Genomic DNA, 18,890 nt, shown 5'->3' with positions numbered 1-18,890 from the left:
GAGGAACCGCGCCGTCAGGCGAGCGGCCGGCCCTCGGCGTCCAGCCTGCCCGGCCGCCAGCGGCGGCCCCGGCCCCGCGGCAGGACCAGCGCGAGGAAGGCCACGAGAACCACGATCCCCGTCGCGGCGGCCGTCACCAGATAGGCCGTCGACCGGGCTCCCGCCGTCTGAGGCGCGTGGGGCAGCCGGATCGGGTCCGCTTGCGCGGCCACCGCCGGGGCCGTGCCACGGGCGACCCCGGCGACCGCCCCGTACGGGTCCAGCGCGGGCAGATCCCCCGGATACGCACCCGTCAGCAGCCGTTCGCGCACCTCGGCAGCGCTCAGACCGGGGTGGTAGGAGCGCACCAGCGCCGCGGTGCCCGCGGTGATCGCCGCGGCCAGGGAGGAACCCGAGGCGGTCCACTTGCCGTCGCCCACCGGGCCGGGCCCCACCAGGGCGCCGCCCGGCGCGGACAGGTCGGCGTGCCGGAAGGCCGGTGCGGACTCCGGCCGCGTCCCCTGCGGCCCGGTGTCGAGCACGGCGAGGGCCTGGGCCGGGGCCACCGGGGCAGAGGGCGCCTCGGACGTTCCCGACGGTGCGCTGTCCGCCGCCGCGGGCACGATCACCAGGGCGTCCTTCGCGCGGGCCACGGCCATCGCCTCGCGCACCCGCCGGTCCGAGCCGTCCATCGGAACGGCCACCGTGATGACGGCCGCACCGGCCTCGGCGGCCTCCCGTACTCCGGCCGCCAGCCGCTCCGCGTCCGGCTCGCCGCGCTCCCCGGTGCCCCGCACGGCCAGGATCCGTGCCTCCGGCGCCACCCCGGAGAAGCCCTGGCCGGACAGCGCGGCCCCGGCGACCAGCCCCGCCTGGAAGGTGCCCCGGCCCACGCAGTCGTCGCCCGCCGCGCCCAGCACCCGCACCCGGCCCGCGAGCACGGCCGGCTGGTCGCTCACCCCGGTGCCGACCACCGCCACCGTCACCCCGCGCCCTCGCGACAGACGCCACACCTGGTCCAGCCCCAGGGCGCCCCGGGTCCACGGAGCCGCCGCCGTGTTCTTGCCCCGCACGGTCGTACAGCCCTGGCCCTCGGAAAGCCGGTCGGGCATGCCGGGCAGCGTGGTGCCGCCGTCCTCGGCGACGTGCGCCACGGCGAGGGGAGCCGGTCCGGCCAGCGCCGCGAGGGCGGTGACACACAGCAGCAGACTGGTACGGCGACGCATGGCACGTCCTCGGTTCGGGCCGCCGCCGGGCGGGGCGGGGGCTTCTTCTCGGTCGCGTACGGGTCCGGCCCGTACGCTCAGTTCTCGCGCAGGTCCTCGGGCAGCAGCAGCCGCAGATCGTCCAGGCTCGGCGCGGCCACGGCACTGAGCCGACGCGCCTGCCGGGTCATCATGGCCTCCAGCGTCTGACGCGCCAGACGGGCGTTGCCGAAGGTACGGCCGCGCGGGATCGCCTCGAAGTACGTCCGCAGCGCCGAGGCCGCCCCCGGGGCACACTCGTAGCCGTTGTCCACCGCGCTCTGGCGCACGATGGTGACCAACTCGTCCGAGGAGTAGTCCGGGAACTCGACGTGCCGGGTGAAACGCGAGGCCAGACCCGGGTTGGAGTTGAGGAAGCGGTCCATCTCCTCCGTGTAACCGGCCACGATCACCACCACCTCGTCACGGTGGTCCTCCATCAGCTTCAGCAGCGTGTCCACCGCCTCCTGGCCGAAGTCGGAGGAGGAGCCGGCCGCTCCGGGTGTCAGCGTGTACGCCTCGTCGACGAAGAGGACACCGCCGAGGGCGCGTTGGAAGACCTCCTTGGTCAACTGCGCCGTGTGTCCGACGTACCGGCCCACCAGGTCCGCCCGGGCCACCTCCACCAGCTGCCCGCGCGGAAGCACACCCAGGGAGGCCAGCAGCTCGCCGTACAGGCGGGCCACCGTGGTCTTTCCGGTACCGGGCGGGCCGGCGAACACGAGGTGGTTGCTGATCCGGGGGGCCGGCAGCCCGGCCGCGGCCCGGCGCCGCGCCGTCGCCAGCAGGTTGACGAGGTCGCTCACCTCGCGCTTGACCGCGGCCAGACCGGTGAGCGCGTCCAGGCGCAGCAGCGGGTCCTGGTCGTCCGCGGCCGCGGCGGCCGGGGGGAGGCCCACGTCCTCGGCGGTCAGCAGCGTCAGGTCGCGCTCGCCGACATCGCCGCGGGCGGCGAGCCGGGACGCCTGCCGGTCCACCATCTCCTCGAAGACCTTCCGCGCGGTGCGCCCGTTGCCGAAGCCGGCGTCACGGGGCATCCGCTCGAAGTGCGTGAGCAGCGTCGAACGGGCCTCCCCGTCCAGCTCGTAACGGTGGGCGGAGCACATCCGCTCCACGATGGTGACCAGTTCCTGCGAGGTGTAGTCGGAGAACTCCACGCTGCGGGTGAATCGCGAGGCCAGCCCCGGGTTGGAGGCGAGGAAGTCCGTCATCTCCTTCGGATAGCCGGCCGCCACCACCACGACGTCCTCGCGGTGGTCCTCCATCAGCTTCACCAGGGTGTCGATCGCCTCCCGGCCGAAGTCCGCCCCCGAACCGGCGGAGTCCGACAGGAGCGTGTACGCCTCGTCGATGAACAGCACCCCGCCGAGCGCCTTGTTGAAGGTCTCCGTCGTCTTGATCGCCGTCCCGCCGACGATCTGCGCGACGAGATCGGCCCGGGAGACCTCCACCAGATGGCCCGAGCGCAGCACCCCGAGCGAGGCGAGGATCGAACCGTAGAGGCGGGCCACCGTGGTCTTACCGGTGCCCGGGGGGCCCGCGAAGATCAGGTGGCGGCTCATCGGCGGAGCCGGCATGCCGAGACCGGCCCGGCGCTGCGCCATGCGGTTCAGGTTGATCAGCGTCAGTACCTGGTCCTTGACGTCGTCGAGGCCGATCAAGGAATGCAGCTCCGTCACCGCGCCGCTCTCCGCGTCGGCTTCGGCAGCGGTCACGACGGCCGCCCCGCCCGGCAGCCGGCCGTCGCCGGCCGCCGCCGCCTCGGCGGCGCTGCCCCAGGCGTCCGGGGCGCCGTTGTCGGCGCTCGTCAGCTGTTCCACCGCGAGCCGGTCGCCGGGCACGGACTGGCGCAGCCCGCTGCCCCGGTTGTCCCGCAGGGTGCACCCGATCACCGAGACCGGATCCGGGCCCTCCACCCGGACGCCGTCGGCGGCCGAACCGGTCACCTCGCAGGAGTTCAGGGACGCCCGCGCGCCTGCCGCGATTAGCACCCCGTGCTCGCCCGCGTCCCGCACCCGCGTCCGGGCCGCCGTCAGTTCGCCCTGCTCCTCGACGCGGACCCCCGCGGCCTGGCAGTCACTCACTTCGGTGTCGCGCAGGGTCACCGTGCCGAGGGCGCCCACGTGCACACCGGCGCCCTTCGCGGACAGCAGCCTGCCCTGCCCGACGTACAGGTTCCCGTGCCCGGACACGTGCAGTCCCGCGCCCTCGGACTCCTCGATCCGGCAGTCCTCCAGCCGGCCGCGGCCGTCCCCCAGGACCTCCACTCCGTGCGACGCGGAGCGCGCCACGGTGGTGCGCCGCAGCAGCGGATTGGCACTTGCGCGGATCAGCACCCCGCTGCCGCCGCTGCCGACCACCTCCAGCCGGTCGATCTCCGCGGCGGAGTCCTCCTCCAGCAGTACGCCGATGCCCTCCGGCTCACGGACCGAGGTCCCGGTGAGCACCGGGGACGAGAAGTCGGTGACGCGGATCGCGGAGTCCCGGGCGGCGACGAACACGCACTCCTCGAACAAGCCGCGGCTGCGCTCCGTCACCAACAGCCCGTGCCCCGCGGTCCGTTCCGTGCGGCAGCGGCGCAGGGTGGGCGAGGAACCGGCGCTGACCACGAACCCGTGTCCGGTGGTGTTCCGTACGGTCACGTCCTCCAGGACGGTCGCGCCGGTGGTGCTCATGAACACGCCCACCACCGAGTCCGTCACGGTGGACCGCGCCACGGTGACGGTGCTCTCCTCCTCGGCGGCGACCCCGGGCTTGTCGGCGGCGGAGATCTCGCACGTCTCCACCAGCACCTGGGCGCGGCCGTTGGCGAGGACGCCGTTGCCGCGCGCGTCACGGAGTCTGCTCGCGCGCACCGAGACGTTGCCCCGCTCGCCGGCGACCACGGCGGAGGTGCCCAGGTGCTCGACGACGCACTCCTCCAGGAGGCTCTCCACCGCCGAAGTGGACACCACCCCGGCGCCCTTGGGGTTCTCGATCCGGCACTGACGCACCGCCAGCGAGCCGGCGCCCCGGGCGAACAGCGCCGCCCAGGAGGCGCCGTACACATCGCACCGGTCGAGCAGGAGCTGCCCACGCGGGACGTCCACCACCGGCAGTTCCTCGTCGTGGCCCCGCAGGACAAGGGAGTTGACCATGGCCGAGTCGCAGGCCAGGGTCAGCGCCGAGCCCCTGCGGGGGGCCAACTCCACAGTGCCGCGGCCCTCGGTGGTGGTCAGCGTCAGGGAAGTGGCGAGCGTGAGGCTCTCCTCGTAACGCCCGGGAGCGATGCTGATCACGGCTCCGGTACGGGCCATGCGGAGAGCCTCGGAGATGGTGCGGAAGTCGCCCGCCCCGTCCTGCGCGACGGTGAGCAGCTGGCGTGACACGTTCTGACCTCCCGGGCGCCCCGGCGTCGTTCCGCTGTACGGCGTCCGCTCACTCCCGGGGCGTGTGGAACTGATGTGCCCATCATGCCTTCCGGGGCGGACGGCCCGCCACCGTCGTCCGTGAGGAAACCGGTGGTGAGAACCGTCCGTGCGGAACCGTCCGTGAGGAATCCGGAGGAAGCGAGCCGAAGGGGAGGGGCCGGCCGCCGCGGCGGGAACAGGGTTCCGCGCCGTCCGTTGTCCACATTCCGGCCGAGGCGACCGATCATGGGCGATGTGTCGCATCCTCGAGCTGTGAAGCGAACCGGCGTGCTGAACGGAACGATCCGGTCAGTGCCGCCCCGCCAGCCGGTCCGCGGCCTTCGCGACGAGGTCCGTGCCGGGGCGGGGCGAGGTGAGTTCGCGGCGGTCGGCGGTCCGGTAGGCGGCGTACATGCCGTGGACGCCGAGCCAGCGGAAGGGTTCCGGCTCCCAGCGGCGGACCTTGTGGTTCACCCAGGGCAGGGTGGTCAGGCCGGTGGGACCGGACTGGCCGGAGTCCTGCTGGATCAGGTCGCGCAGGGTGCGGGCGGCGAGGTTGGTGGTGGCGACGCCCGAGCCGACGTAGCCGCCGGCCCAGCCGAGGCCGGTGGTGCGGTCGAGGGTGACGGTGGCGCACCAGTCGCGGGGGACACCGAGGACGCCCGACCAGGCGTGGTCGATGCGGGCTTTGGCGGTGGTCGGGAAGAGGCGGACGAGGATGTCGCGGAGGGCCTCGATGGTGGCGGGCCGGGTGCGGCCGTCATTGTCGGTGGCGGAGCCGTAGCGGTACGGGACGCCGCGGCCGCCGAGTGCGATGCGGTCGTCGGCGGTGCGCTGGGCGTACATGTAGGCGTGGGCCATGTCGCCGAGGGTTTCGCGGCCGTCCCAGCCGATGGTGTCCCAGACGGACCGGGGCAGCGGCTCGGTGGCGATCATCGAGGAGTTCATGGGGAGCCAGGTGCGCTTGTGGCCCTTGAGGTTCGCGGTGAAGCCCTCGGTGCAGCGCAGGATGTACGGGGCGCGGACCGTGCCGTACGGGGTGTGGGCGTGCTTGGGCCTGATCTCGGTGACGGGCGTCGACTCGTGGATGGTGACGCCGAGCGCCTCGACGGTGGCGGCGAGGCCCTTGACGAGTTTGACCGGGTGCAGGCGGGCGCCGTGCGGGGTCCAGGTGGAGCCGACGGCTCCGGTGACGTTGATGCGTTCGCCGGTCTCGCGGGCGCCGCGCAGGACGCGGTCCTTCTCGCCGAAGGCGATCTCGACGGAGTGGAAGTCCTTGAGCCGGGCCAGCTGGGCGGGGGTGTAGGCGACTTCGAGGACACCGCCCCGGTGGATGTCGGCGTCGATGTTCTCCTCGGCGGCCACGCGGACGACTTCGCCGACGGTGTCGTTCATCGCCTGCTGGAGGCGTACGGCGGCTTCGTGGCCGTGGAGTTTCGCGTAGCGGTCGCGGCCCGCGATGCCGTTGTAGAGCCAGCCGCCGTTGCGCCCGGAGGCGCCGTAGCCGCAGAACTTGGCTTCGAGAAGAGTGATGTTGAGGAAGGGGACGGCCTTCTTCAGGTAGTAGGCGGTCCACAGACCGGTGTATCCGCCGCCGACGATGCAGATGTCGGCGGTGGTGTCGCCGGGCAGGGGTTCCCGGGGGGTGGGGGTGCCCTGGTCCGCGTACCAGAACGATATGCCGCCGTTGGCGGTGCTGACGGTGCTCATGTTGCCCCTGCTTTGTCCGGTGTGAAGCCGTGGTTGCAGCTGTTCTCTATGGGGCGGGAGGTTACTGCGCCGGAGGGGCTTTCGTCTGCGGCCGGGACCGGGACCTTGCCAGTGGGTAGCAGGCCAGGCCGATGAGTACGGAGGTGAAGTGGCCGAGGTCGGTGAAGGTGCGGCCGGTGATGAGCGGGATGCCGTAGAAGACGACGACGGCGAAGAGGTACACGTACCGCCAGGGTTGCGGGACGCGGTACGTGAGGACGGCGACGACGCCCGCGAGCGCGTAACTGACCCCGATGTCGAGCGTGTTGGCGGCGGACTGCGGTACGTGGCCGTGCCGGATGGCCCAGGCGAGGACGCCTTCGCCGACGAGGGTGGCGAGGACATGGGCGGCGATGACGACGGCGAGCCAGCGCAGGGTGCCGAGCCAGCGTTCGGCGGTGGCGTGGAAGACGGTGTAGAGGACGGCGTAGGGGACCCAGTGGCCGCTGTCGATCCAGAAGGCGCTGGTGATCAGTACGCGTAGGGGGTCCCGGGAGAGTTCGTGGATGTTGGTCGAGCGCTGGCGCAGGAAGTCCTCTTCGAAGTCCGGTGACATCTGGTGGATGATGACGGTGGTGACGAAGAGTGCGGTCAGCCAGATGTAGGTGCCGGGTGCGCTGCGGATCCATGAGCCGACGCTGCGGATCCACAAACCGGCGGTGGTACGGCGCCGGGTGGGCGGGGCGGGGCTGCTCGGAGTCATATCCGATTGACGCACGGCGCTACGATCGTCCGCGTGATTGACATTCCGGCCGGGCTGATCGAGACCCAGTCCGCATACAACGGAGCGGCCGGACGGGCCTTCGTCGCGGCACTGCCGGGACGGGCCGCCGGGTTCCTGGAGCGGTGGGGGCTCCGGCGGGACGGTGAGGCGTTCCACGGGGTGTGCGCGCTGGTGCTTCCGGTCGTGCGGGTGGCGGACGGTCGCCGGGCGGCGTTGAAGCTGCAGCCGGTGGACGAGGAGACGGTGGGGGAGCCGGTCGCGCTGCGGGTGTGGGGCGAGGCGGGCGCGGGGGCCGTGGAGCTGCTGGACCACGATGCGGCGACGGGGACGCTGCTGCTGGAGCGGCTGGATGGTCGCCGCTCGTTGACGGCAGTGGCGGACGAGCGGGAGGCGGCGCGGATCCTGGCGGGGCTGCTGGCCCGGCTGTCGTCCGTACCGGCTCCGGCGGATCGCGGGCTGCGGAGGCTCGGGGACATCGCGGCGCGGATGCTGGAGGCGGCGCCGGTGGCAGTGGGGGAGCTGGCGGACGCGGAGGAGCGGCGGCTGCTGGCGGACTGCGCGGCGGCGGTGCGGGAGGTCGCGGGGGAGCCGGGGGACCGGTTGCTGCACTGGGACCTGCATTACGGGAATGTGCTGGCCGGGACGGAGGAGGCGCACCGGTGGGTGGTCATCGACCCGAAGCCGCTGGTCGGCGATCCGGGGTTCGAGCTGCTGCCGGCGCTGGTCAACAGGTTCGACGCGGCGGCGGTGCGGTGGCGGTTCGATCTGATGACGGGGGCGCTGGGCCTGGACCGGGAGCGGGCGCGGGCGTGGACGCTGGGGCGGCTGCTGCAGAACGGTCTGTGGGAGGTGTCGGACGGGGAGCGGCGGCTGGAGCCGCACCAGGCCGAGATCGCCCGGCAGCTGCTGGGGCGGGCGTAGCGGGGTACGCGCCCGTGCTTACGCTGCCCTCATGATTCGTACTGCTACCCCTGCCGATGTCCCCGTCATCCACGCCATGGTCCGTGAGCTGGCCGACTACGAGAAGGCCCTGCACGAGGCGAAGGCCACCGAGGAGCAGCTGCACGAGGCGCTGTTCGGCGAGCGACCCGCCGCGTACGCGCACATCGCCGAGTCGGACGAGGACGGCGAGGCGGTCGGCTTCGCGCTCTGGTTCCTGAACTTCTCCACGTGGCGCGGTGTGCACGGTATTTATCTGGAGGACCTGTACGTACGTCCGGAGCGGCGTGGCGGCGGGCACGGGAAGGCACTGCTGACGGAGCTGGCGCGGATCTGCGTGGAGCGCGGCTACGAGCGTCTGGAGTGGTCGGTGCTGAACTGGAACGCCCCGTCCATCGCGTTCTACGAGTCGCTGGGCGCACGGCAGCAGGACGAGTGGACGGTGTACCGGCTGACGGACGGGGCGCTGGCGGAGCTCGGCGGGCGGTAGGTCGAGTGGGGGAGGGAGCGTTGTCAGTGGCGTGGTTCACGATGGGGGCATGGCACGCAGCAGCAGGAAGACGGACACCATCGCAGCGGCACGGCGGCCTGAGGTGAGGCTGCCGCCGCTGGTCCCGTACGAGGGGAAGGGGCTGGAGCCCGACGGGGACTACGACGGGGTGCGCTTCGAGGGGACGGATCTCGCGGACGAGTCGGGTCCGGGGGCCAGATTCATGGACTGCGCGCTGGACGGCTGCGCACTGGACCGTACGGAGCTGGTCAGGTCCCGCTTCATCGACTCGGTGCTGACGGGCGTACGGGGGGTGGGCACCGATCTCGCCGGGGCGTCACTGCGTGACGTGGAGGTGCTGGACGCGCGGCTGGGCGGGGTGCAGCTGCACGGCGCGGTGCTGGAACGGGTGCTGGTGCGCGGCGGGAAGATCGACTACCTGAATCTGCGGAAGGCGCGGCTGAAGGACGTGGTGTTCGAGAGCTGTGTGCTGTCCGAGCCGGATTTCGGGGATGCGCAGCTGGTGCGGGTGGAGTTCCGCGACTGTGTGCTGAAGCGGGCCGACTTCAGTTCCGTGCGGATGGAGGCGGTGGACCTGCGGACGGTCGCGGAGCTGGACATCGCGCGCGGAGTGGAGCGGCTGGCGGGTGCGGTGATCAGCCCGGCGCAGCTGATGGAGCTGGCACCGGCGTTCGCGGCGCAGATCGGGGTGCGGGTGGAGGCGTAGCCGCCCGAGCGGGGGCAGGGGGTCAGACCCGGGGGAAGCGGGCCTGGAGGTCCCAGATCACGGGGTTGTCGGCGAGACCGTCGTGCATGTCGGCGAGGTCGGCGATCAGATCGTGCAGGAAGTCGCGGGCCTCGCGGCGCAGCAGCGAGTGACTGAAGGTGAGCGGGGGCTCGTCGCCGGGCATCCAGTCGGCCTCGACGTCGACCCAGCCGAAGCGGCGCTCGAAGAGCATCCGGTCGGACGACTCGGTGAAGTCCAGCTCGGCGAACTGCTGCCGGTGCGAGCGGTTGCCGCGCGGGTCCTGGTCGATCTGCTCGACGATGTCGCACAGCGCCCACGCGAAGTCGAGCACCGGCACCCATCCCCAGGCTGTGGACACCTCGCGGTCCGCCTTGGTGTCCGCGAGGTAGACGTCCCCGGAGAACAGATCGTGCCGCAGGGCGTGGACGTCCGCGCGGCGGTAGTCGGTCTGCGGGGGATCGGGGAAGCGTCGGGAGAGGGAGTAGCCGATGTCGAGCACAGTTCGATGGTGTCATGCCCGCAGACGCGTCAACGCCGCGGCGGCCGATCGCTCGGCCGGGTGATGGGCGGCGAATCCCGCTCTTTGGCACATGCTGCACGCACATTTTTGTTCATTGCGGCGGTCTTCGCCGAATTCACCGAGGCCGGTCCGGGTGACACCCCTGCCCGCGAGATCTGGAGGAATGTGATGAGTACGAGCCTCAGCCACTTCCGCGGCATCGTCGCCGAGAGTTTCCGCGATGAGGGGCGGGAAGAGGGCACCGCGAGGGAACGGGCTCTGAGCGTGCTGCGGACGCTGGACCACCGTGGGGTGCTCGTGGATGACGCGGTCAGGGAACGGATCAGCTCCTGCCAGGACCTGCGGGTGCTCGGTACCTGGGCCGATCGCGCGTTCACGGTGCAGACGGCCGACGACCTCTTCGTTCCGGAAGGGTGATCTACGGCAGCAGCCGCTGCTCCTTCGCCACGGCGACGGCGCCCGCGCGGGTGTCGACGCCGAGTTTGTCGTAGATGCGGCCCAGGTGGGTCTTGACCGTGGCCTCGCTGATGAACAGGGCGCGGGCGATGTCCCGGTTGCCCAGGCCTTGGGAGAGCTGGGCCAGGATGTCGCGTTCACGGTCGGTCAGGGTGGGCCGGGGCTTGCGCATGCGGGCCATGACGCGGCTGGCCACGGGCGGCGAGAGCGTCGTGCGGCCCTGCGCGGCCGAGCGGATCGCGGCGAACAGTTCCTCCGGGCGCTCGGCCTTCAGCAGGTAGCCGGTGGCGCCCGCCTCGATGGCACGGGTGATGTCGGCGTCCGTGTCGTATGTGGTGAGGACCAGGACGTGGGCGTCCGTGGCAGCGATCCGGCGGGTCGCCTCGACGCCGTCGATGCCCTCGCCGAGCTGGAGGTCCATCAGAACGACGTCCGGGGCGAGTTTGGCGGCCAGGGCGACGGCCTCCTCACCGCTGCCGGCCTCCCCGACGACCTCGATGTCCGGTTCGCTGCCGAGGAGGGCGAGCAGTCCGGCGCGTACGACGGCGTGGTCGTCGCAGAGCAGGATGCGTACGGGCGGCGTCGCGTTCATGCGAGGTCCTCCGGGGCGGGGGTGAGGGGGACGGCGGCGGACAGGACCGTACCCTCGCCGGGTGCCGACTCGATCGTCAGTGTGCCGCCGAGCTGGTGGAGCCTGGCACGCATCGCGGGCAGCCCGTGCCCGCGTACGCCACCGGTGGCCGCCCCGGTGTGGCCGGCGGGCGTGAAGCCCCGCCCGTTGTCGGCGATGTCCAGGACGACCCGGTCGTCGAGATGGGTCAGCGTCAGCGCGGCCTCCGTCGCGTGCGCGTGTTCCCGCACATTGGCCAGCGCCCCCTGTGCGATGCGCAGCAGCGCGGACTGCACCCGGTCGGGCAGTGCGGTGTGCCGCTCGCCCTCCACGTGGCAGCGGACGGTGAGCCGCCCCTGCGCCTGGGCCGTCTCGCGTGCGGCCAGCGCGTGCAGGGCCGCCTCCAGACCGCCGCCCTCCGCGAGATCGGCCGGGGCCAGGTCGTGGACGAAGCGGCGGGCCTCGGCGAGATTGCGTTCCGCGATGCCCGTCGCCGTACGGACATGGCGGCGGGCGGTCGCCGGGTCGGCGCCCCAGGTGCGGTCGGCGGCCTGGAGCAGCATCTGCTGGCTGGACAGGCCCTGCGCGAGGGTGTCGTGGATCTCCATCGAGAGCCGCTGGCGCTCGGCGAGGGTTCCCTCGCGCCGCTCGGTGGCGGCCAGTTCGCGGCGGGTGCGCAGCAGGTCGTCGATCAGTTCGCCCTGCCGCTCGGACAGTTCGCGCTGGCGCACGGCCTGCCGCTGCATGTGGACGAAGACCGCTGTCGCGACGGCCGCCACCGCGGGCGGGGCCAGCACCAGGTTCGGGTCGAAACCGTGGGCCAGCCGCAGTTGCGCGGCGACGACGAACACGGTGAGCAGGGCGACGAGCACGAGCGCCGCGCGTGGCGGAAGGATCCGCAGCCCGGTGTAGAACAGCGGGACCGCGCACCACGCGAAGCTCGGCGCGAGGACGACCAGCACCATCCACACGGCGACCAGCACCCCCAGCCACACCACACTGCGCGGCGTCGGACGCGAACCGAGCACCGGCCCGAGCACGTACAGCACCGCCAGGGCGACGGACAGCGCGATGATCCACGGGGTGCGGGCCTCGCCGGGGTGCCGCAGCAGGAAGCGGGCGAGCGAGGCGCCGAGCAGCAGGAAGAACGCGGCATGCATCAGCAGCGTGAGCCGGCGCGCATCCGGGTCACCGGCCCCGGAGCCGCCGTTCCCGCCCCCGCCGGCCCCCGAGCCGCCCTCGTATCCGCTCACGCCGGCGCCGCCACCGTTCCTGCTCAGGCGCGCCCCGGAGCCGCCGGTCCGCCCGGTGACGGTGCCGCGTGCCGGCCGGGTTCGTCGGTGCTCCACCTCGTACCCCTCGCTCCTCACCGTCATCAGCGCTGCTGACCTGCACGAACACATCCATGGTCACCCCGGCCGACCACCCCCGCATCAACCGATCGGCCGATGGGACCGTCGGCCGTCCCGCGCTCGGCGTCGAGCCGGTTCGTCGACCGTACGGCCCCGGACACGGCAGGAGGATCGATGGCAGAGCCGAACGGGCTCATGCAGTTCAACCACCGCACCGCTGCCGAAGGAGCCCACCATGAAGAAGCCGTCGCTGCGCACTCGCGTCCTGACCGGTGCCGTTGTCGCCGCAGCCCTCGGCGCCGGAACCTTCGGCGCCATGTCCGCCAACGCCTCCGCCCCGGCCGCCGCACCCGCCGCCGCCGTCGAGGCCGACGCCGCGAACCGGAACCTCCAGCAGACCACCCACCTGACCGTGGCCGCCGCCACCAAGGCCGCGCAGGCCGCCCTCGACGCCGCGCAGAAGGAGAACCAGCGCGTCTCCGTCGCGGTCGTCGACCGCAACGGCAACACCATCGTCACGCTGCGCGGCGACGGAGCGGGCCCGCAGGCGTACGAGTCGGCCGTGAAGAAGGCGTACACCGCCGTCTCCTGGAACGCGCCCACCTCCGAGCTGGCCAAGCGCCTGGAGCAGGCCCCGAACCTCAAGGACATCCCCGGCACCCTGTTCCTCGCGGGCGGCGCCCCGGTCACCACCAAGGGCGCGCCGATCGCCGGCATCGGCGTGGCCGGAGCCCCCAGCGGCGACCTCGACGAGAAGTTCGCGAACGCCGGCGCCGCCGCCCTCGCGAAGTAGGTTCCCGCCGTGCCGACGTACCGGTGTTCAGAGGTTCCGCCCCTGGGGTCGGCCTAGGATCGCAGGCGTGAATCAGCGAACACCAGTACGCCGAACGGTGCGCGCCGCCGTCCTCGTCCTGCTGGTTCTGACGACCTCCACCGGCTGCGCCGGCGGCGTCGAGGGCACCCCCGGCGCCGCCGGTCTGCGCGACCCGTACTTCCCGAAGCTCGGCAACGGCGGCTACGACGTCACGCACTACGACCTCGTCCTCGACGTCGACCCGGCCGCCCACCACCTGAGCGGCACCGCCACGATCACCGCGCGCGCCACCCAGGACCTCAGCGCGTTCAACCTCGACCTCGCCGGGCTCACCGTCCGGTCCGCGACCGTCGAGGGCCGCCCGGCCGCCGTCAACCGGGCGGGCCACGAGCTGACGCTGCGCCCCGACGCCGGCGTCGGGAGCCGGCTCCGCAAGGGCAGGACGTTTCGTACGGTCGTCCGCTACTCCGGCACTCCGCGGACGCTCACCGACCCCGACACGTCGAAGGAGGGCTGGCTGAGGACGGCGGACGGATCGGTCGCGCTCGGTGAACCGACGGGTTCCATGGCCTGGTTCCCCGGCAACAACCACCCGAGCGACAAGGCGTCGTACGACATCACCGTCACCGTCCCGAAGAGTCTGACGGCCGTCTCCAACGGCGAGCTGACGTCCCGTAGGACCGCGGGCGGCACCGCCACGTACCACTGGCACGTCGCCGAACCGATGGCGAGCTACCTCGTGACGGTCGCCATCGGCCGTTTCGACACGAAGACGTCGACCACCCCGGACGGCATCAAGGTGTTCAGCGCCGCCGACGCGTCGGTGGCGGCGCGGAGCGCGCGGATTCTCGCCCGGGTCCCCGAGGTCGTGAAGTGGGAGGCGGAACGTTTCGGCCCGTACCCCTTCTCCGCGACGGGGGCGATCGTCGGGCGTCCCGGGGACTCCGGATACGCCCTGGAGACCCAGAACCGGCCGTTCTTCCCCGGCACGCCGGACGCCGGGCTCCTCGTCCACGAGATGTCCCACCAGTGGTTCGGGGACTCGGTCACGCCCGAGAGCTGGCGGGACATGTGGCTCAACGAGGGTTTCGCGACCTACGCGGAGTGGCTGTGGGAGGACGACAAGGAGGGCAGGCCGGTCCAGGGCCGGTTCGACGCGGCCTTCGAGAACGACGACAACTGGGCCTTCCCGCCCGCCGATCCGCCGACGGCCGCTTACATCTCGAAGGCACCGGTGTACGGACGCGGGGCGATGGTCATCCACAAGATCCGGCAGGCTGTGGACGACGACGAGCGTTTCTTCGCGCTCGTGAAGGGCTGGACGAAGGCCCACCGGCACGGCAACGCCTCGACCGCCGACTTCACCGCGTACGTGGAGAAGACGACCGGGCAGGATCTGACGGCGCTGTGGGACACCTGGCTGTACGGGAAGAGCCGGCCCGCCTCGAAGGGCTGACCGGCTCCCGCGTACAAGAAGTACGGCAGTGGCGCTACTTCACATTGACGCCGCTCCAGGCGGCGTCGACGGCCGCGAGCTCGGCGCTGTCGGCCCCGTACAGATCGGTCGCCGCCTTCTCGGTCGCCGTGCGGGCGGCCGCGTAGTCGGTGGTCGACGTCATGTACTCGGCGAGGGCCTTGTACCAGATCTGGACGGCCTTGTCCCGGCCGATGCCGGTGACCGTGGAGCCGTCGATGGTCGGGGAGTCGTAGTCGACGCCGTTGATCGTCTTCGCGCCGCTGCCCTCGGACAGCAGGTAGAAGAAGTGGTTGGCGACGCCGGAGGAGTAGTGCACGTCGAGGTCGCCGACGCTGCTGTCCCAGTAGTCCGCGGAGCCGCCGTCCTTGCTCGGCTCGTCCATGTAGCGCAGCGGGGTGCCGTCGCCGTTGATGTCGATCTTCTCGCCGATGAGGTAGTCGCCGACGTCCGTGCTGTTGTCGGCGGCGAACTCGACCGAGGTGCCGAGGATGTCGCTGGTCGCCTCGTTCAGACCGCCGGACTCCCCGAAGTAGTCGAGGTTGGCGGTCGACGCGGTCAGGCCGTGGCTCATCTCGTGGCCCGCGACGTCGAGAGCGGTCAGCGCGCTCTTGTTGTCGGCGCCGTCGCCGTACGTCATGCAGAAGCAGCTGTCGTCCCAGAACGCGTTGACGTACGCGTCGCCGTAGTGGACCCGCGAGTAGGCGGCCTTGCCGTCACCGGCGATGCCGTCGCGGCCGAACGCCGACTTGTAGAAGTCCCAGGTCTTCGCGGCGCCGTAGGCGGCGTCGACGGCGGCGGTCTGGCGGTCGTTGCCGGTGCCGTCGCCCCAGGTGTCGTCGTCGTCCGTGACGAGGTCACCGGTGCCGCTCTCGCCCTGGTTGAGGTCGTACGTCTGGTGGCCGCCGCGGTCGCCGTCGGTCAGCTCGAATCCGGAGCCGGCCGCGGTGGTCGTCAGGTCGACCCGGCCGCTGTACTGGCTGTTGCCGACGCCGGTCTCGATCGCCTCGTAGCTCTGGAGCTTCTTGCCGGTGGCCGCGTCGGTGATGATGTGCAGCCTGCTGGGCGTGCCGTCCTTCTGCACCCCGGTCTTCACCGTCTCGAAGGCGAGGACGGGCTTGGAGCCGCCCGCCCAGATCACCTTGCGGGCGGCTGCCGCGGTCTTGATCTCCGCCGTCGTCGACGGCACCGATATCCGGGCCCTGGTCGCCTTGGTGACGCCCTTGAGCTTTCCGCCGCGGGCGGTGTGGGTGACGAGGTCGCCGCCGAGGACCGGGAGTCCGGCGTAGGTGCGCTCGTAGCGGGTGTGGACGGTGCCGTCGGCGTCCTTGATCACATCACGGACGATCAGCTTCTCCTGGCTGCCGAGCCCGAGCGACTCGGCGGTCGAGGAGGCGCCGGTCTGCGCCGACTTGATGGCGGCGGTGCGCTGCGAGGCGTTGTTCGCGCCGAAGGGGACGACGCTGCGAGTGGCGGAGGGGCCGGCGTTGCCGTTGTCGGGTGCGGCGTTGGCCGCACCGGTCTGGACGCCGACGACGACCATCGCGGCCACGGCGGCCAGGGCTGCGGCGCGACGGGTGTTCATGTGGGGGGTCATGCGTTCTCCGTTGCTCGTTCCGTGGGGGGTTACGAGCCGAGAGCGTGCCACCGAATGAGCGAAATTGACGGTGTACTAACAAAGACCTCACATTTTTTTGACCACTTCTTGTCCGAATGGGGTTCGTCCGTGTTCGCCATTCGGCGGCAGGAACTGACGCCGCGTCCGGCCGGTCCCGAGGACCGGCCGGACGCGGCGTACCGCTCATCTACTGGGCTGCTTGGTTGCCTAGTTGACGTTGATCCCCGACCAGGCGGCGGCGACGGCCGCGTACTCCGGGCTGCCCGCCCCGTACAGATCGGTCGCCGCCTTGAGGGTGGCGGCGCGGGCCGCGGCGTAGTCGGTGGACGACGTCATGTACGTGGTGAGCGCCTTGTACCAGATCTGGACGGCCTTGGCGCGCCCGATCCCCGTGACGGTGGAGCCGTTGGAGGTCGGGGAGTTGTAGGAGACGCCGTTGACCGTCTTCGCGCCGCTGCCCTCCGACAGCAGGTAGAAGAAGTGGTTGGCGGGCCCGGACGAGTAGTGGACGTCGAGCCGGCCGACCGTCTTCGACCAGTAGTCGGCCGAGGCGCCGTCCTTGCTCGGCTTGTCCATGTAGCGCAGCGGGGTGCCGTTGCCCCTGATGTCGATCTTCTCGCCGATGAGGTAGTCGCCGCTGTCGCTGCTGTTGTCGGCGTAGAACTCGACCGCGGTGCCGAACATGTCGCTGGTCGCCTCGTTGAGCCCGCCCGACTCACGGCTGTACTTCAGTCCGGCGGTGGAGGCGGTCAGGCCGTGGCTCATTTCGTGTCCGGCGACATCCAGCGAGGTGAGCGGCTTGAGGTTGCCCGAACCGTCGCCGTACGTCATGCAGAAGCAGCTGTCCGACCAGAAGGCGTTGACGTACGCGTTGCCGTAGTGGACCCGGGAGTACGCGGCCTTGCCGTCGCCGGCGATGCCGTTGCGGCCCAGCTCGTTCTTGTAGAAGTCCCAGGTCGTGGCGGCGCCGTAGTGGGCGTCGACGGCGGCGGTCTGGCGGTTGGTGGCCAGACCGTTGCCCCAGAGGTCGTCGGCGTCGGTGAAGAGGGTCCCGGTGCCGGAGGTGCCGCCGTTCAGATCGTACGTGGTGTGGCTGCCGCGACCGCCGTCGGTCAGGCTGTAACCGGACCCGGAGGCCGTGGTTCCGAGGGGAACGGTGCCGCTGTACTGGCTGGTTCCGGACCCCGTGTCGATGGCCTCGTACGCGTAGAGCTCCTTGCCACTGGTGGCGTCGGTGACGACGTGGCGCTCGCTGGGCGTCCCGTCCGGCTGGGTGCCCCTGACCACGTTCTCGTACGCGAGCGCGGGCTTTCCGGTGGCGGCCCAGATCACCTTCCGCGCACCGGCCTCGGCACTGACGGTGGCGTCCGACGACGCCACGGATATCGCGGCCGACGTCGCCCGGGACACCCCCTTGAGGGAGCCGTCCTTCCTGGCGTGGGTGACGAGGTCGCCACCGAGCACGGGCAGTCCGTCGTAGGTGCGCTCGTAGCGGGTGTGTACGGTGCCGTCGGCGTCCTTGATCACATCGCGGACGACGAGCTTCTCCTTGCCGCCCAGCTTGATCTGCGCGGCGACGGAAGCGGCCCGGCCCTGGGCTTCCTTGATGGCCGTGGCGCGCTGAGAGGCGCTGAGCGGCAGGGCGGTGGCGCCGGCCGCACGGTCCGGGGCGGCACCTGCCGAACCTGCCTGTACTCCGACGACGACCATGGCGGCGGACGCGGCGATCGCAGCAGTACGCAGAGCGATTCTCACTCGGTCTCCTTCACTTGGCACACACGTTTCGTGAGGGGGGCCCGGAGAGAGTGGCACCGGTCGCCGCAAATTTGACAGTGGTCGGTCAATCTCTTGACCGGATCGTGTCCGAAGGCGGTAACCCGGTGTTCGCTATGCGGTCAACTGGGGTTGTTCGCAGAGTACTTGTGCGGAACGGGCCGGGATCGAACCCGGTCGGCGCACGCGAAACCCCCCGGCCGTGACGGTCGGGGGGTTCCCGGGACGAGCTCTCGCGTCAGAGGCTGACGTGGTAGCTCAGAGGCTGACGCCGTAGGTCAGAGGTTGACGCCGAAGTCCTGGGCGATGCCACGCAGACCCGAGGCGTAACCCTGACCGACGGCGCGGAACTTCCACTCCGCGCCGTTGCGGTAGAGCTCGCCGAAGACCATGGCGGTCTCGGTGGCGGCGTCCTCGCTCAGGTCGTAGCGGGCAATCTCGGTGCCTCCGGCCTGGTTGATGATGCGGATGAACGCGTTGCGCACCTGGCCGAAGTTCTGGCTGCGGGTCTCGGCGTCGTAGATCGAGACCGGGAAGACGATCTTGTCGACGTCGGCCGGCAGGCCCGCCAGGTTGACGTTGATCTGCTCGTCGTCGCCCTCGCCCTGGCCCGTGACGTTGTCACCGGTGTGGACGATGGTCTGATCCGGCGTCGACTTGTTGTTGAAGAAGATGAAGTGGCTGTCGGAGACGACCTTGCCGGCCGGGTTGACCGCGATCGCCGAGGCGTCGAGGTCGAAGTCGGTACCGGTGGTGGTGCGGACGTCCCAGCCGAGGCCGACCGTGACGGCGGTCAGGCCCGGGGCCTCCTTGGTGAGCGAGACGTTGCCGCCCTTGGACAGGCTTACAGCCATGGGAAGTCCCTTTCATCGTCGAGTGCGGGCTTCATGCCATCACGAAGCTACCGTCACAGGTCATAACGCGGACAAGGGACCAGGAGGTTCCTGCTCCCTTTACTTTCTTTACCGAAGTCCCCCGGTCGGCCCGACGGCCGATGCGGCCTGTACGGCA

The 18,890-nt window shown here is 71.3% G+C and carries 16 protein-coding genes; 6 read left to right on the top strand and 10 right to left on the bottom strand.

Going from position 1 to position 18,890, the window contains the following annotated elements:
* Positions 1-14: 14 nt before the first annotated feature.
* The 4 genes from ACFVV1_RS21080 to ACFVV1_RS21065 all read right to left on the bottom strand — a co-directional run bounded on the left by ACFVV1_RS21080 (position 15) and on the right by ACFVV1_RS21065 (position 7,064).
* Positions 15-1,205: a S8 family serine peptidase gene (locus ACFVV1_RS21080; RefSeq protein WP_389991163.1), complete on the bottom strand. Its 1,191-nt coding sequence runs from the start codon at positions 1,203-1,205 to the stop codon at positions 15-17.
* Positions 1,206-1,282: 77 nt separating this feature from the next.
* Positions 1,283-4,591 carry a right-handed parallel beta-helix repeat-containing protein gene (locus ACFVV1_RS21075; RefSeq protein WP_389991161.1) on the bottom strand — a complete coding sequence of 1,103 codons (3,309 nt, stop codon included), beginning with the start codon at positions 4,589-4,591 and terminating at the stop codon, positions 1,283-1,285.
* A gap of 330 nt (positions 4,592-4,921) precedes the next feature.
* Positions 4,922-6,322 carry an NAD(P)/FAD-dependent oxidoreductase gene (locus ACFVV1_RS21070; RefSeq protein ID WP_389991158.1) on the bottom strand — a complete coding sequence of 467 codons (1,401 nt, stop codon included), beginning with the start codon at positions 6,320-6,322 and terminating at the stop codon, positions 4,922-4,924.
* 61 nt (positions 6,323-6,383) lie between these two features.
* The gene (locus ACFVV1_RS21065; RefSeq protein WP_389991155.1) at positions 6,384-7,064 is read right to left on the bottom strand and encodes a rhomboid-like protein; all 681 of its coding nucleotides are present in this window, start codon (positions 7,062-7,064) and stop codon (positions 6,384-6,386) included.
* A gap of 24 nt (positions 7,065-7,088) precedes the next feature.
* On the opposite strand from ACFVV1_RS21065, the gene ACFVV1_RS21060 reads away from it, so the two are divergent.
* The 3 genes from ACFVV1_RS21060 to ACFVV1_RS21050 are packed head-to-tail and all read left to right on the top strand — an operon-like array spanning position 7,089 to position 9,241.
* Positions 7,089-8,006: an aminoglycoside phosphotransferase family protein gene (locus ACFVV1_RS21060; protein WP_389991556.1), complete on the top strand. Its 918-nt coding sequence runs from the start codon at positions 7,089-7,091 to the stop codon at positions 8,004-8,006.
* 31 nt (positions 8,007-8,037) lie between these two features.
* The gene (locus tag ACFVV1_RS21055; RefSeq protein WP_389991152.1) at positions 8,038-8,514 is read left to right on the top strand and encodes a GNAT family N-acetyltransferase; all 477 of its coding nucleotides are present in this window, start codon (positions 8,038-8,040) and stop codon (positions 8,512-8,514) included.
* A 49-nt stretch (positions 8,515-8,563) separates the two neighbouring features.
* A complete protein-coding gene (locus ACFVV1_RS21050) occupies positions 8,564-9,241 on the top strand; it encodes a pentapeptide repeat-containing protein (protein WP_389991149.1) in 678 nt (225 codons plus the stop codon).
* A gap of 22 nt (positions 9,242-9,263) precedes the next feature.
* Here the strand turns inward: ACFVV1_RS21050 and ACFVV1_RS21045 are convergent, their stop codons facing one another.
* Positions 9,264-9,761, bottom strand: a complete 498-nt coding sequence (locus tag ACFVV1_RS21045; RefSeq protein ID WP_389991146.1) for a hypothetical protein — start codon at positions 9,759-9,761, stop codon at positions 9,264-9,266.
* A gap of 189 nt (positions 9,762-9,950) precedes the next feature.
* Between ACFVV1_RS21045 and ACFVV1_RS21040 the strand changes: the two genes are divergently transcribed.
* On the top strand, positions 9,951-10,199 hold the full coding sequence (locus tag ACFVV1_RS21040) for a hypothetical protein (RefSeq protein WP_389991143.1): 249 nt from the start codon (positions 9,951-9,953) through the stop codon (positions 10,197-10,199).
* Between the two features lies 1 nt (position 10,200).
* On the opposite strand, the gene ACFVV1_RS21035 is transcribed toward ACFVV1_RS21040, so the two are convergent.
* Positions 10,201-10,830: a response regulator gene (locus ACFVV1_RS21035; protein ID WP_389991140.1), complete on the bottom strand. Its 630-nt coding sequence runs from the start codon at positions 10,828-10,830 to the stop codon at positions 10,201-10,203.
* The gene (locus tag ACFVV1_RS21030) at positions 10,827-12,101 is read right to left on the bottom strand and encodes a histidine kinase (RefSeq protein ID WP_389991553.1); all 1,275 of its coding nucleotides are present in this window, start codon (positions 12,099-12,101) and stop codon (positions 10,827-10,829) included. Before ACFVV1_RS21030 ends, ACFVV1_RS21035 begins: the two co-directional genes overlap by 4 nt.
* A gap of 334 nt (positions 12,102-12,435) precedes the next feature.
* Here ACFVV1_RS21030 and ACFVV1_RS21025 point away from each other — a divergent pair, with 334 nt between their 5' ends.
* Both ACFVV1_RS21025 and ACFVV1_RS21020 read left to right on the top strand, forming a co-directional pair.
* Complete coding sequence (locus ACFVV1_RS21025; RefSeq protein WP_389991137.1) at positions 12,436-12,993, top strand: heme-binding protein; 558 nt, start codon at positions 12,436-12,438, stop codon at positions 12,991-12,993.
* 67 nt (positions 12,994-13,060) lie between these two features.
* Entirely contained in the window at positions 13,061-14,470 is a 1,410-nt protein-coding gene (locus tag ACFVV1_RS21020) for a M1 family metallopeptidase (RefSeq protein ID WP_389991134.1), read from the top strand.
* Between the two features lie 34 nt (positions 14,471-14,504).
* On the opposite strand, the gene ACFVV1_RS21015 is transcribed toward ACFVV1_RS21020, so the two are convergent.
* The 3 genes from ACFVV1_RS21015 to ACFVV1_RS21005 all read right to left on the bottom strand — a co-directional run bounded on the left by ACFVV1_RS21015 (position 14,505) and on the right by ACFVV1_RS21005 (position 18,733).
* Entirely contained in the window at positions 14,505-16,085 is a 1,581-nt protein-coding gene (locus tag ACFVV1_RS21015; RefSeq protein WP_389991132.1) for a M4 family metallopeptidase, read from the bottom strand.
* A 228-nt stretch (positions 16,086-16,313) separates the two neighbouring features.
* The gene (locus tag ACFVV1_RS21010) at positions 16,314-17,816 is read right to left on the bottom strand and encodes a M4 family metallopeptidase (protein ID WP_389991550.1); all 1,503 of its coding nucleotides are present in this window, start codon (positions 17,814-17,816) and stop codon (positions 16,314-16,316) included.
* Positions 17,817-18,157: 341 nt separating this feature from the next.
* Positions 18,158-18,733, bottom strand: coding sequence for a TerD family protein (locus ACFVV1_RS21005; RefSeq protein ID WP_389991129.1), 576 nt, complete (start codon positions 18,731-18,733; stop codon positions 18,158-18,160).
* Positions 18,734-18,890: the final 157 nt, after the last annotated feature.

It is taken from the genome of Streptomyces sp. NPDC058092 (assembly GCF_042884935.1).
In the GTDB taxonomy this organism is placed as follows: domain Bacteria; phylum Actinomycetota; class Actinomycetes; order Streptomycetales; family Streptomycetaceae; genus Streptomyces.
The sequence above is the reverse complement of the archived record's forward strand: the minus strand, read 5'-3'. Positions and strand labels throughout refer to the sequence as shown.

Coding starts and splice junctions, on each gene's coding strand:
- ACFVV1_RS21050 (WP_389991149.1), top strand. CDS start 8,564: ATGGCACGCAGCAGCAGGAAGACGGACACCATCGCAGCGGCACGGCGG.
- ACFVV1_RS21080 (WP_389991163.1), bottom strand. CDS start 1,205: ATGCGTCGCCGTACCAGTCTGCTGCTGTGTGTCACCGCCCTCGCGGCG.
- ACFVV1_RS21035 (WP_389991140.1), bottom strand. CDS start 10,830: ATGAACGCGACGCCGCCCGTACGCATCCTGCTCTGCGACGACCACGCC.
- ACFVV1_RS21055 (WP_389991152.1), top strand. CDS start 8,038: ATGATTCGTACTGCTACCCCTGCCGATGTCCCCGTCATCCACGCCATG.
- ACFVV1_RS21005 (WP_389991129.1), bottom strand. CDS start 18,733: ATGGCTGTAAGCCTGTCCAAGGGCGGCAACGTCTCGCTCACCAAGGAG.
- ACFVV1_RS21040 (WP_389991143.1), top strand. CDS start 9,951: ATGAGTACGAGCCTCAGCCACTTCCGCGGCATCGTCGCCGAGAGTTTC.
- ACFVV1_RS21015 (WP_389991132.1), bottom strand. CDS start 16,085: ATGACCCCCCACATGAACACCCGTCGCGCCGCAGCCCTGGCCGCCGTG.
- ACFVV1_RS21070 (WP_389991158.1), bottom strand. CDS start 6,322: ATGAGCACCGTCAGCACCGCCAACGGCGGCATATCGTTCTGGTACGCG.
- ACFVV1_RS21065 (WP_389991155.1), bottom strand. CDS start 7,064: ATGACTCCGAGCAGCCCCGCCCCGCCCACCCGGCGCCGTACCACCGCC.
- ACFVV1_RS21010 (WP_389991550.1), bottom strand. CDS start 17,816: ATGGTCGTCGTCGGAGTACAGGCAGGTTCGGCAGGTGCCGCCCCGGAC.
- ACFVV1_RS21025 (WP_389991137.1), top strand. CDS start 12,436: ATGAAGAAGCCGTCGCTGCGCACTCGCGTCCTGACCGGTGCCGTTGTC.